The 13340-nt window shown below is 46.3% G+C and carries 11 protein-coding genes; 10 read left to right on the forward strand and 1 reads right to left on the reverse strand.

Annotated elements, in window-relative coordinates; genetic code table 11:
• Positions 1-59: 59 nt before the first annotated feature.
• The 9 genes from FS818_RS06475 to FS818_RS06515 all read left to right on the forward strand — a co-directional run bounded on the left by FS818_RS06475 (position 60) and on the right by FS818_RS06515 (position 9391).
• Entirely contained in the window at positions 60-1049 is a 990-nt protein-coding gene (locus FS818_RS06475; protein ID WP_145330664.1) for a LacI family DNA-binding transcriptional regulator, read from the forward strand.
• The gene (rbsK, locus tag FS818_RS06480; protein WP_145330666.1) at positions 1042-1920 is read left to right on the forward strand and encodes a ribokinase; all 879 of its coding nucleotides are present in this window, start codon (positions 1042-1044) and stop codon (positions 1918-1920) included. The genes FS818_RS06475 and rbsK overlap by 8 nt, the downstream gene beginning before the upstream one ends.
• Before the next feature lie 44 nt (positions 1921-1964).
• Complete coding sequence (gene rbsD, locus FS818_RS06485; protein WP_145330668.1) at positions 1965-2366, forward strand: D-ribose pyranase; 402 nt, start codon at positions 1965-1967, stop codon at positions 2364-2366.
• Positions 2367-2380: 14 nt separating this feature from the next.
• Positions 2381-3862, forward strand: a complete 1482-nt coding sequence (locus tag FS818_RS06490) for a sugar ABC transporter ATP-binding protein (protein WP_145330670.1) — start codon at positions 2381-2383, stop codon at positions 3860-3862.
• 1 nt (position 3863) lies between these two features.
• Positions 3864-4835 (forward strand): ABC transporter permease subunit, encoded by a 972-nt coding sequence (locus FS818_RS06495; protein ID WP_090915883.1) that lies wholly within the window; start codon positions 3864-3866, stop codon positions 4833-4835.
• Positions 4836-4850: 15 nt separating this feature from the next.
• Positions 4851-5783 (forward strand): ribose ABC transporter substrate-binding protein RbsB, encoded by a 933-nt coding sequence (rbsB, locus tag FS818_RS06500; RefSeq protein ID WP_145330672.1) that lies wholly within the window; start codon positions 4851-4853, stop codon positions 5781-5783.
• 355 nt (positions 5784-6138) lie between these two features.
• Complete coding sequence (locus FS818_RS06505) at positions 6139-6882, forward strand: YggS family pyridoxal phosphate-dependent enzyme (protein ID WP_145330674.1); 744 nt, start codon at positions 6139-6141, stop codon at positions 6880-6882.
• A gap of 20 nt (positions 6883-6902) precedes the next feature.
• Positions 6903-8108 (forward strand): benzoate/H(+) symporter BenE family transporter, encoded by a 1206-nt coding sequence (locus FS818_RS06510; RefSeq protein WP_145330676.1) that lies wholly within the window; start codon positions 6903-6905, stop codon positions 8106-8108.
• Positions 8109-8122: 14 nt separating this feature from the next.
• Complete coding sequence (locus FS818_RS06515; RefSeq protein ID WP_397351717.1) at positions 8123-9391, forward strand: serine hydroxymethyltransferase; 1269 nt, start codon at positions 8123-8125, stop codon at positions 9389-9391.
• Between the two features lie 64 nt (positions 9392-9455).
• Here FS818_RS06515 and pdxR read toward each other — a convergent pair whose 3' ends face one another.
• Positions 9456-10886, reverse strand: coding sequence for a MocR-like pyridoxine biosynthesis transcription factor PdxR (gene pdxR / locus FS818_RS06520; protein WP_145330680.1), 1431 nt, complete (start codon positions 10884-10886; stop codon positions 9456-9458).
• Between the two features lie 252 nt (positions 10887-11138).
• Here pdxR and FS818_RS06525 point away from each other — a divergent pair, with 252 nt between their 5' ends.
• The gene (locus FS818_RS06525; RefSeq protein WP_145330682.1) at positions 11139-13220 is read left to right on the forward strand and encodes a serine hydrolase domain-containing protein; all 2082 of its coding nucleotides are present in this window, start codon (positions 11139-11141) and stop codon (positions 13218-13220) included.
• Positions 13221-13340 lie beyond the last annotated feature (120 nt).

Below are 13340 nucleotides of genomic sequence, written 5' to 3' on the forward strand. Positions count from 1 at the left end.
AATGAAAAATAATGTGATATTTTATGTCTGTAACCGGTTACACATAAGGAGAACATTCCATGACAACAATTAAAGACGTAGCAAATCTGGCCGGTGTATCCGTAGCCACGGTATCCAGAGTGATTAATGACAGGGGCTATGTGCACGCAGATACTCGCAAGAAAGTTGAAGAAGCTGTCAAGGCACTTCACTTTTCACCGAATGAAGTGGCACGTTCATTATACACACGCAAGTCGAAACTGATTGGTCTACTGCTTCCGGACATTGCGAATCCTTATTTCCCTCAGCTTGCGCGGGGTGTGGAGGATCGGATGCAGGAGCAGGATTACCGATTAATATTTGGAAATAGTGATGAGGATGAACGGAAGGAGCAGGATTACATCCAGACGTTTATCCAGAATAACGTAGTGGGTGTGATCTCATCCACCAATTACCCTCACTCTTCGATATATGAAAAGCTGAAGATTCCCGTCGTCTTTCTGGACAGAACTTCGCTGGATCGACCTTCGGTCTATGCCGATGGCAGAGAAGGCGGAAGGCTGGCTGCCAAGGAGATCATCAAACGGGGCAGCAAGAGAATTACCGTTATGCAAGGACCGTCCCATATTCGGCCGGCTCAAGATCGGTTTGAAGGAGCGATTGAAGTCATCCGGGAAGCGGGGCTGGATCATGAGGTCATTCAAACCACCTCATTTTCATTTAATGAAGCAGGGGTATGGGCTGAGGAACTGTTTAGAAAATTTCCAGACACGGACGGTGTTATTGCCAGTAATGACATCGCTGCAATGGCTGTATTGCATGAAGCCGATCGCATCGGGAAGAATGTTCCGCAGGACGTGCAGGTTATCGGGTTTGACGATATTCCGATGAGTGGATTGTTGTCGCCCGCATTGTCTACGATTCGTCAGCCAGCATATGAGATGGGCAGAGAAGCAGCAGGATTACTTATTCAGTTAGTAGAGCAAAATAACATGGAGAATAAAAACATACAGTTGCCCGTGTCCTTCATTGAACGGGGCACAACGAGAAAGGTGAGAAACGATGGCTAACATTTGTGTGATTGGAAGCAGTTCAATGGACTTGGTTGTCACATCTTCCAGAAGACCGGGCGCGGGAGAAACCGTGCTTGGTGAAAGCTTCAAGACAGTACCCGGCGGGAAAGGCGCCAATCAAGCTGTTGCGGCAGCTCGTTTGGGAGCCGAGGTTGTCATGATCGGCCGTGTAGGAGATGATACATTCGGTAAAGATATTTTAGAAAACTTTAAAGCGAATCGTGTAAATACAAGCAATGTGAAACCGGTTACACATTCCGAAAGTGGTACAGCTCATATCATCTTGGCAGAGGGAGATAATAGCATTGTAGTAGTCGAAGCGGCCAATCGCGAAGTGACACCTGCTTATGTGGATGAAGCTGCTGAAGCGATTCGTAACGCGGATATTGTGCTGATCCAGCAAGAGATTCCAGAAGAAACAGTCATTCATGTCAGCCAATTATGTGCCCAATACAAGACACCTTTGCTGCTCAATCCGGCTCCTGCCCGTGCGGTTCCGCAAGAGGTCATCGACAATGCATCGTATATTACACCGAATGAGCATGAGGCTGGAATTTTGTTCAAAGGCATGAAGCCTGCGGAAGCTCTACGTCAACATCCAAACAAATTATTCATTACGGAAGGTAGCAAGGGTGTTCGATATTTTGACGGGAATGAAGAAGTCCTTGTGCCAACCTATAAAGTTGAAGCTGTAGACACAACCGGAGCTGGCGATACATTTAATGCAGCATTTGCTGTCGCTCTGGCTGAAGGTAAATCGATTCAGGACAGTGTGCGTTTTGCCAATCGGGCGGCATCGTTATCCGTAACCAAGTTTGGAGCACAGGGCGGTATGCCAACCAGGGACGAAGTAGAGGAGAGCCTATAACGTACTAAAGAGAAGTCTGCAAATGAAATAAAGGGGAACTTTATATGAAAAAAAACGGCATCTTGAACAGTCACATCTCTAAAATCTTGTCTGATCTGGGTCACACCGATCAAATTGCCATTGCGGATGCGGGCTTGCCCGTTCCGGATGGTGTGATCAAGATTGATCTGGCACTTAAACTCGGTACACCAAGCTTTCGTGAAGTACTGGATGCCATTGCGGACGACATGGTTATTGAGAAAGTGATCATCGCCAGTGAAATCCATGAAGGGAATCCGCAGACATTTGCGTACCTGAATAAGAAATTTGATTCGCAGACCATCGATGATAGCCAGAACCATGAGCAGTTTAAAGCATTGACCCGGCAAGTGAAAGCGGTTATTCGGACAGGCGAGGCTACACCGTATGCCAATTGTATTTTACAATCGGGAGTTCATTTCGGTTAAAAGGAGGCAACACCATGCACATTCAGATGCATAATATCCATAAAGCGTTTGGCACAAATCAAGTGTTAAGCGGTGTGGATTTCGAATTAAAAGAAGGCGAGGTTCATGCCCTGATGGGGGAGAATGGCGCCGGGAAATCAACGCTGATGAACATTTTGATCGGTCTGCACCAACGGGATCAAGGAACCATCGAGATTGATGGAAAAGAGACGTACTTCGGTAGTCCGAAAGAAGCAGAGCAGCTTGGGCTTACATTTATTCACCAAGAATTGAATGTCTGGCCAGAGATGACGGTACTGGATAACCTGTTTATCGGTAAAGAGATATCGTCCTCCATGGGGTTGCTTAACACAAAACAAATGAAAGCGCTTGCCAGTGAACAATTCGCTAAATTATCGGTGGACATTCCGCTTGAGCGCCCTGCAGGAGAGTGCTCTGTCGGACAGCAGCAGATGATTGAGATTGCCAAAGCGCTTATGACCAATGCAAAAGTGATTATCATGGACGAGCCTACAGCGGCTTTGACCGAACGTGAGATTCAGAAGTTGTTCGAGGTCATTCGTTCCTTGCAAAAAAATGGCGTATCCATAGTATACATCTCACACCGAATGGAGGAGATTTTCGCAATCTGTGATCGCATTACCATTATGCGTGACGGGCGAACCGTGGATACCAAAGCCATTCCCGAGACAAACTTTGATGAAGTTGTGCGCAAGATGGTAGGTCGTGAACTGACTGAGCGCTATCCGTCCCGGCATCCAAAATATGGTGAATTCGTGCTTGAGGTGAGGGAAGCGAATCGGAAGGGATTATTTGAAAATATCAGCTTTGACGTGAAAGCCGGTGAAGTACTCGGTTTCTCCGGTCTGATGGGATCGGGGCGTACAGAGATCATGAGAGCCATCTTTGGTCTGGATCGATTGGATAGCGGAGAGATTAAGATACGCGGCAAAAAAGTAAACATCAGCAAACCAGCGGATGCAGTGAAGCACGGCATCGGTTTTATAACAGAAGACCGGAAGGATGAAGGGCTGGTGCTCGACTTTTCCATCCGTGAAAATATGGCACTGACGAATCTGTTCAGCTTTTCCAGCAAAGGCTTCATCTCGAATGCGAAAGAACAGGAGTTTGTAGACACACTTATCAAAAGATTGCAGATCAAAACGCAATCCTCGGAAACCGCAGCGCGGAATTTGTCCGGTGGGAACCAGCAGAAGGTTGTCATTGCCAAATGGGTGGGTATTGGTCCAAGTGTACTTATTCTGGACGAGCCTACACGTGGGGTAGACGTTGGAGCGAAGCGTGAGATCTATCAACTCATGAACGAACTAACGGATCGCGGAGTAGCGATCATCATGGTTTCGTCCGAACTACCCGAAGTACTCGGAATGAGTGATCGTATTGCTGTTGTGCATGAAGGTCGCATCACCGGCGTGCTGCCCAAGGAACAAGCGACACAGGAACAAATTATGACACTAGCTACAGGGGGACAGTAACATGACAACAATGCAGGACACTAAAACAGCCAAAAGCGGTTTCCGCTTGTCTAGCGTAACACAAAAACTCGGCCCACTTCTTGGATTAATCATTCTAATTGTTATCGTTTCCGTGCTCAATCCAAGCTTTTTGGAACCGCTTAATATTCTGAACTTGCTACGCCAGGTTTCCATTAATGCCTTGATTGCATTTGGCATGACGTTTGTTATTCTTACTGGCGGGATTGACTTGTCGGTTGGTTCTATACTTGCACTATCGAGTGCGTTCGTAGCCAATATGATGTTATCCGGTCTTGATCCGATTCTGTCGATCATTATCGGGGTTGCGCTTGGCGGAGTCATGGGTATGGTCAATGGACTGATGATTACCAAGGGTAACATGGCTCCATTTATAGCAACGCTTGCAACGATGACGATTTTCAGAGGGTTGACGCTGGTATATACCAACGGTAATCCGATTACAGGTTTGGGCGACAGTCTTCTGTTCCAATTGTTCGGGCGCGGATACTTGCTTGGTATTCCAGTACCAGCAATTACGATGCTGATTACGTTTGTGATTCTGTGGACTATTTTGCATAAAACGGCCTTCGGCCGCAAAACGTACGCCATCGGCGGTAATGAAAAAGCTTCCATTATCTCAGGTATCAAAGTATCCCGTGTCAAAATTATGATCTACTCCCTTGCAGGTATGCTTGCTGCGCTGGCTGGTGCAATTCTAACATCGCGTCTGAACTCCGCTCAGCCTACTGCAGGTACATCCTATGAGCTGGATGCCATCGCTGCAGTTGTGCTGGGCGGAACAAGCCTCTCTGGCGGCCGCGGACGCATTGTAGGTACATTGATTGGTGTGCTGATCATTGGTGTATTGAATAACGGTCTGAACCTGCTCGGTGTGAACTCCTTCTACCAGATGGTCGTGAAGGGTGTCGTTATTGCTATCGCTGTCCTGCTGGACCGCAAGAAAACCGCTTAAGGGAGAGAAAACAACATGAAAAAATGGACACTAACGCTTGTTAGCATGATACTGATCGTTGTTCTAGCCGGATGTTCGCTGGAGCCGCCAGGCTGGGCGAAACCAAAGTCAGCCGGAGGTAAAGAACAGAAGAAAATCGGTTTGTCGATCTCGACATTGAACAACCCATTCTTCGTTTCACTGAAAGATGGTGTCGTAGCCGAAGCACAGAAACAAGGTATTCAGGTTGTGGTCGTAGATGCACAGAACGATTCTGCGAAGCAAACCAATGATGTGGACGATTTGATTCAGCAGGGCGTTGATGCTTTGCTTATTAACCCGGCAGATTCCGCTGCAATCTCGACAGCGGTTCAATCCGCTAATAGTGTTGGCATTCCGGTAATTACGCTTGACCGCTCTGCAGATAAAGGTGAAGTTGCAGCGCTTGTAGCTTCGGACAATGCGAAGGGTGGACGCATGGCTGCTGAATATATCGTGAAGCAGCTTGGTGAAGGTGCTAAAGTGATTGAACTTGAAGGTGTACCTGGTGCATCAGCTACCCGTGAGCGTGGCAAAGGTTTCCACGAGATTGCAGACCAAAAGCTGGACGTAGTTGCCAAACAATCCGCTGACTTTGACCGTTCTAAAGGGTTAAATGTCATGGAGAACTTGTTGCAAGGTAACCCAGGAGTGCAAGCCGTGTTTGCCCATAATGACGAAATGGCTCTTGGTGCCATTGAAGCAATCCAAAGCTCGGGTAAAGATATCCCGGTGATCGGATTTGACGGTAACGATGATGCCATTAAATCGATTCAGGATGGTAAACTAACAGCTACCGTAGCTCAACAACCTGAGTTGATCGGACAGCTTGCATTGCAAGCCGCACTCGATGTGCTGAGTGGTAAACAAGTGGAGAAATCTATCCCGGCTGAATTGAAGCTGGTAACGAAAGATAATGTGAATCAATAAAGTTAGCGAGTAAGAGAATCCCGTTCTGGACAAAAAAGCCGGAATGGGATTTTTGTCTTGATATTTGTTATAAAGTTTTATTTAAGCCTGCAAGATAATGCAGTTCTTTAGAAATTTATCTTGTGGCAAGTCGGTGATTAAACTCAACCCCCTATGAACTGGATTGAACAATCATTTTTAATACCATGAGTCGCCACTGTGCGGCTCTTTTTTATTGGAAATAAAAAAATACTCAAAGCAAAGATTGTTGAATTTAGATTTTGGATTGCATGAAAATTGCATCTTTGGATATGTGTATTCAGTCCATAGGTTGTTATACTGTCATTCAAATGGGGAGTAGAAAGGGGGATCTTGCTTGAATCATCCGGTTGAAGACAATTTAAAAATGGTTAGAAAACAAATGGCACTGGCTTGCCAGGCTTCTGGACGAAATGTTACCGATGTGCAGCTACTTTTAGCCACGAAAACGGTACCGCTTGAAAAGTTACAGATCGCCGTGCAGGCAGGTGAACATCTGTTTGGAGAAAACAAGGTGCAGGAACTGCGAGATAAATATCCTCTTATGGAGCAGTCCAAAGCGGTGGAATGGCATTTTATCGGACATCTGCAGACGAATAAAGTAAAGCAGGTAGTCAAGTATGTGACAATGATCCATTCGGTGGATCGTCTGAAGCTTGGGCAGGTCTTGCATGAACAGCTTGTCAAAGAACAGCGGACAATGGACATTTTAGTACAAATCAATACGTCCTATGAAGAAAGTAAATTCGGCGCTTCTCCAGAGGATGCAGTGGAGCTCGTTGAACAATTGTCTCAATTTGAAACGCTACATGTAAAAGGATTAATGACGATAGGGAAGCTGCATGCATCAGCTGATGAGACCCGCCAATGTTTTCGCTTGTTGAAACAGCTCAGCACACAGATCAGAGAGAGAAACATCCCACGTGTCGAGATGGAAATATTATCGATGGGCATGTCCGGTGATTTCAGTATGGCGATTGAAGAGGGAGCAACCATCGTTCGTGTAGGAACCAATGTATTTGGGCCCCGTTATCTGCCCGATGAATATTACTGGAACGAACATACAAAGATAGAAGATTAGTTGAGGGGCAGGGGTTTACATTGAAAACAGCATCTAATAAGATTCGCGGGCGTGATCTAATATCTCCAGTGACCGCTGCTTTAATTTCTGTAATTGTCAATTACGGAGGGACGTTCATTCTTGTGTTTCAAGCGGCCAAAGCAGCGGGATTGAGCCCGGAAATGACCGCTTCCTGGATATGGTCCATTTCGATTGGCGTCGGGATCACGGGGATATGGCTTAGTTACCGCTACAAAGAACCTATCATTACAGCGTGGTCTACTCCAGCTGCAGCCTTTCTTGTCTCCATGCTGGCTGTAACTCCTTATTCAGAAGCCGTAGGTGCTTATATGATATCAGCCGTTGGTTTTGTCATTTTGGGCATGTCTGGTTTGTTCGAACGGTTCGTCCGATTAATCCCGCCAGGGATCGCTTCCGGTTTACTTGCAGGCATTTTGCTCCAGTTTGGTATCTCCGCCTTTGAAGGGGCCAAAGTCGAACCCTTACTGGTTATTCTGTTGTTCACTGCCTATATCGTGTTAAAACGGTTTACATCTCGCTATGCAATCGTTGGTATATTGATTCTCGGCCTGATCTATTTGGTGATTATGGGAAAAACCGATTTCAGCTCCATTCAGCTGGCGGTGGCTTTACCTGTATTCACAGCTCCCGAATTCTCCATTCAGGCGCTACTGGGTGTGGCTCTGCCGTTATTTATTATTACACTGACAGGGCAGTACATGCCGGGGATGCTGGTTCTCCGCAATGACGGTTTTCGAACGAGTGCCAACCCTATATTAACGGTAACCGGTCTGGGCTCACTTATCGCTGCACCATTCGGCTCACATGCATTCAACGTGGCAGCCATTACCGCAGCCATATGTACAGGGAAAGATGCGCATGAAGATAAGTCCAAGCGTTATATTGCGGGCATTGCCTGCGGAGTCTTCTACATAACTGTCGGAATTTTTGGCGTGACCTTAGCCGCATTATTTTTAATTCTTCCCGCAGCTTTTATCGCCACATTAGCAGGGCTGGCTTTACTTGGAACGATCGGCGGCAGCCTGGCTAACGCGCTGGCGGACCCGAATGGACGGGAGACGGCATTAATTACATTTTTGGCAACAGCGGCTAATGTAACTTTGTTTGGCATCGGCGGTGCATTTTGGGGACTTGTGGCTGGAGTCATGGCGCATCTGCTAATTCATTATAAATTTGCCAAAAAAACACTTGGAACAAATGGTTAAGAAACCTGGAAGGGATGATCAGAATGTTAAAACATATAGAGAGCCAAGATAAAACTTTGGTAGCAGCAACCCGTCACGAGCTTGCAAGACAACGGGATACGATAGAACTGATTGCTTCAGAAAATTTTGTGAGCCAAGCCGTAATGGAGGCCACGGCCAGCGTATTAACCAATAAATATGCTGAGGGCTATTCGGGCAGAAGATATTATGGTGGCTGCGAGCATGTTGATACGGTGGAGGATATTGCTAATCACCGCCTGAGGCAACTATTTGGTGCTGAACATGCGAATGTGCAGCCGCATTCCGGTTCACAGGCGAATATGGCTGTATATTTTGCCTCAGTTCAGATGGGGGATACGATTCTTGGAATGAATCTTGCTCATGGCGGCCATCTGACGCATGGGAATCTTGTTAATTTTTCAGGAAGATTTTATCACTTTGTTCCCTATGGTGTCGATCCACAAACAGGTCTTATTGACTTTGACGAAGTTCGAAAACTGGCTCACAAACATCGTCCGCGAATGATCGTTGCAGGCGGAAGTGCATATCCGAGGCGTATTGAATTCGAGCTTTTTGCTCAAATTGCTTCCGAAGTGGGAGCCTTACTGTTTGTAGATATGGCACACATCGCGGGCATTGTTGCAGCAGGATTACACCCTAACCCCGTACCGCATGCACATATTGTATCAACCACGACACATAAGACGCTGCGAGGTCCGCGTGGAGGTGCTATTTTGTGTAAAGAATCCTGGGCACAGGCCATCGATAAAGCTGTATTTCCAGGAACGCAGGGTGGGCCTTTTATGCATATTATTGCGGGAAAAGCGGTCGCTTTTGGGGAAGCATTGCAATCTGATTTCACTGTTTATATGAGCAACGTTCTGAATAATGCCAAAGTAATGGCGGAAACGCTGATCAATGAAGGGCTTACTCTTGTTTCTGGAGGGACGGATAATCATCTCATTCTCGTTGATCTGCGCAGCGTTGGCCTTACGGGTAAAGACGCTCAAATGATGCTGGATGAAGCTGGCATCACAGCAAACAAAAATTCGATTCCTTATGATACAGCAAGTCCGTTAGTTACAAGCGGTATTCGGTTTGGAACGCCTGCCATGACAACCAGAGGACTTGGTGCCGGGGAGATGAAAGAAATTGCCGAACTGATCGCACTTGCTTTTAAAAATCCAGCGAACACCAAAGTAAAGCAGCACATATCAGGTTGTGTGCGCGAGATCACATCCCGGTTTCCTCTGTACGAAGCAGGAACATCGTTCACCTCATAAATAGATACAGCCCGTCTGCAATCTTCTTATCGATTTTGCAATGCTGACGGGCTATATTTAATTGTTATAATACGACGCGGGCAAATCGGGAGATGCCTTCTTCAATTCGTTCCTCATCCACTTTTGCAAAACCTAATACCCATCCCTTACGATCACTTTCCAGACAGTATCTACTTAGCGGATAAACACAGACACCCTGCCTGCGGGCGGCAGCGGTTATTGTTGCTTCATCACATGACGCATCTGCTTCAAGAAGGATATGTAATCCCGTTTCTACTCCGCTTAATCTGAAACGTGAACTAAGACCTGAAGAATGGATCGCTTTGGTCATGACCTCGTGTCTGCGGCGATAAATGTTACGAACTCTTCTCATGTGGCGCATAAATTGCCCCCGCTCAATAAAATGATTCAGCGTTAACTGCTCCATTATGGGGAGATGGCGATAAGTCAATTCATGAATCTGGCTAAGCCGCTCAACCGCTGCTTGAGGTCCTATAATTGCGGATAAACGTATACCGGGCGCAATCATTTTGGAGAAACTCATCATATAAAGCGTATTCTGCGGCAGTTGGCTGAACAAGGTGGGAATCGGGTCTCCGCGATATCTGAATTCGCTATCGTAATCGTCCTCGATAATCCACATTCCACGTTTGCTGGCCGATTGCATGAATTGCTGTCTGCGCGGTTCTGACATGATGATACCGGTGGCGCATTGGTGAGAAGGGGTGACAAATACGAGCCTAGATTCCGGGTGGATGCGATCTACACATAGTCCTTGCTCATCTACCGGTACGGCATCAATCTGCATACCGCGGTATTTCATGGTGGTCCAGGCAGCAGGAAAACCGGGGTCCTCCACGGATACTCTGTCTCCTTCAGTCAGAAGCGCCTGTGCAATTAAATCAATGCTGTGCTGTGCACCTGAAGTTAACAAAATCTGATCAACTTCAATATGAATTCCTCGTTCTAGTGACAGGTAACGCTGGATCTGTTCTCGCAGCGGCAGGAAACCTTTGGCATCGCCATACGACCAGATATCAAGGTTGGGTTCAGCAGATGCCTGTAAAAATGCTTTTCTCCAGGATTGCGTGAACGTTTCATCGATGTAAGGCTCATGCGGATTAAAATCTATATCCATTTGCGTTGTATCTTGATCTCCAAACCAGCCCTGCAGCTTGGCAATGGATTCGTGTACTACGGGCAGTGCGGGCGTTACAGGCCCGGACGGTGGCTCCTCTTCTAAAGAACGGAGCACTTGGATCGAGCTACTGACTCTTGTTCCACCGCGACGTGAAGTTACGGTATAACCCCGGCTGAATAATTCTTCGTAAACGATCTGAATGGTAGATCGTGAAACACCAATTCGCCCGGCTAACTCACGTGACGGAAGCAACAGTTCACCTGGAGGCCAGTTCCCGGTTGTAATGTTGTGAATAGCCTGGTCAAGCAGCTGTTGCCAGATGGGACGCTCATCATTTCGGTTCACTTTTAACATCATAACAACTCCGTTGTTGTTGAATTTTTGGATTGCATACTAGTTGCGCATAATGAAAATTTGGGCATTCCATTTCAGGAAATGTTATCATGACAATGGTTCAACCTGCAATGATGAATCACGATGAATATATTTTTTTTTTGTTCATTTCCAGTTCATATTCAGGACGCGAGCAGTTCATTTTCTTCGTTTATACTGCGTTAGGTAACAGCTCAAACACGACGACCACAGAGCAGAGCAGAATAGGAGAAGATGAATTTGACTCGAAAAAAAAGAACGTCCATCGTTGCCATGACCTTGGCATTTGCAATGTTAACTCCCACAGCTGTATATGCAGCTGAGCTTCCAGGTAAACTAGACTACGGATTGACTCAAAAAGCAGTCACGGCGCAAACGAAAACACTGACCGAAACCTACGGTGTCACGAGTGTACAGTACGCACTTATCGATGGAGGAGAGATCGTTCTCTCTGGACAGACAGGAATTAACGACCCGGAGAATCGTGTACCACTCACGTCAGATACCATGTATGGCATAGGATCAGCAAGTAAAATGTTTCTCACAACCGCCGTTATGAAGTTGGTTGATGAGGGTAAAGTGAAATTGGACGATCCTGTAGTGGACTATATTCCTGAATTTAAAATGAAGGACAAGCGTTATGCTCAGATTACAGTACGTATGCTGTTAAATCATTCATCGGGATTGCTTGGCACATCCAGTAACAGCGCGATTCTGTTCGAAGATCCAGATACACACGCACATGATACATTATTGGAACAGTTAGCCTCACAACATTTGAAGGCAGATCCTGGAGCTTACTCGGTATATAGTAATGACGGGTTTTCATTAGCCGAGATTCTGGTAGAACGAGTTAGCGGGTTGAGTTTTACGGAATTCATGCACCGTCATATCACAACACCTCTTGGCATGAATCATACCAAGACGCCACAAGATCCGCTCGATTTGAAACACATGGCAACGACGTACTCCGCCAAGAAGGAACGTCAGCCTTTGGAGACAACCAATATGATTGCTTCAGGCGGCATCTATTCCACAGCCGAGGATTTGGTGAAGCTGTCACAAGTATTCACGAACGAGACGAATGGTGTTCTTTCCAAAGAATCAGCGAAAGCTACCGGACAGGAAGAGTACAAGAGGGGAATGTGGCCAGAGGACGGTGATTCATCAATTGCCTATGGACTTGGCTGGGACAGCGTAAACTTATTTCCTTTCAATCAGTATGGGATCAAGGCATGGACTAAAGGTGGCAATACAATAGCCTATCACGCCTCTCTGATTGTATTGCCTGAGCATAATATGGCTGCAGCCGTTACATCTTCGGGAGGTTCAAGTTCAACGAATCAATTGATTGCAACAGAGCTGTTGCTAAGTAACCTGGAAGAAAAGAAGCTGATTCCGGAGCGTAAAGCGGAGAAGTCACATGGAATACCTGTGAAAGCAGAGATGCCGAAGGAAGAGATGAATCATTCGGGAATCTATGGCGGCGGCGCTAACATGTTGATGAAACTGGATGTGCAGGAGAACGGACAACTCACCATGTCGATGTTATCGGCTCCAAATAGCCCGAAACAGACATACATCTACATTGCTGACGGTTCTTTTGTGAATGAGGCAGGTACGGAGAAAGTGAAATTTGTTAAAGAAGATAACGGAAATACGTATCTTTGGACACGTTCGTATCAATCGGCACCTGGGCTCGGTCAGCTTGCTTCTTCGGAGTATAAGGCTGAGAAGCTTCAAGCCAATCCATTGCCTTACGAAGCTAAGGCTGCGTGGCAAGCGCGTGTGGGTAAAGCGTATGTACTCGTAAACGAGAAACATACCTCGACTCTATATAATACAGCAATGCCGCTGATCCCTATTCAGTTGCTCAGTGAGTTACCAGGCTATATCTATACGAATGCTATTACAGATGGAAATCAGGCTGTGAATCAATTGCAGATTCCGGGCGTAGCGGGTCGAGATACGATGGAATTCACTTTTTTCAAGCATGACGGTGTGGAATATGTCTCGCAAGGAGGCAATATATATGCCAGCCAGGATATCGTGAAACCCATCTATGCAGGTCAGCAATCAAAAACGACGATTCAGTCGAACGGTTACGCCAAATGGTTTTCAATTCCGACTACGGCTGGAGGCAAAGAAATGAAAGTGGATCTACCCGCCGATGGTTCATTTGTTGTGTATGATGCGTCTGGTGCCAGTCTGAATCATAGCGTAGTCAGTGGTCAAACGACAATGGTGTTGCCCGAGAGAGGCTACATTGTCTTTGCTGGTGAAGCAGGATCAGTCTTTGAGATTACGTTAAAATAAAGCATGAACCCGCGATATAAACGAAATAATACGGTTTCTAAAGCATAGCAACTGATCGATCTTAACCATTAAAGTTTATCGATTGAAAATAATGCTTACCCATAAGATAGCTAAAAAGTC

Source organism: Paenibacillus xylanexedens, from assembly GCF_007680605.1.
GTDB lineage: Bacteria > Bacillota > Bacilli > Paenibacillales > Paenibacillaceae > Paenibacillus > Paenibacillus xylanexedens_B.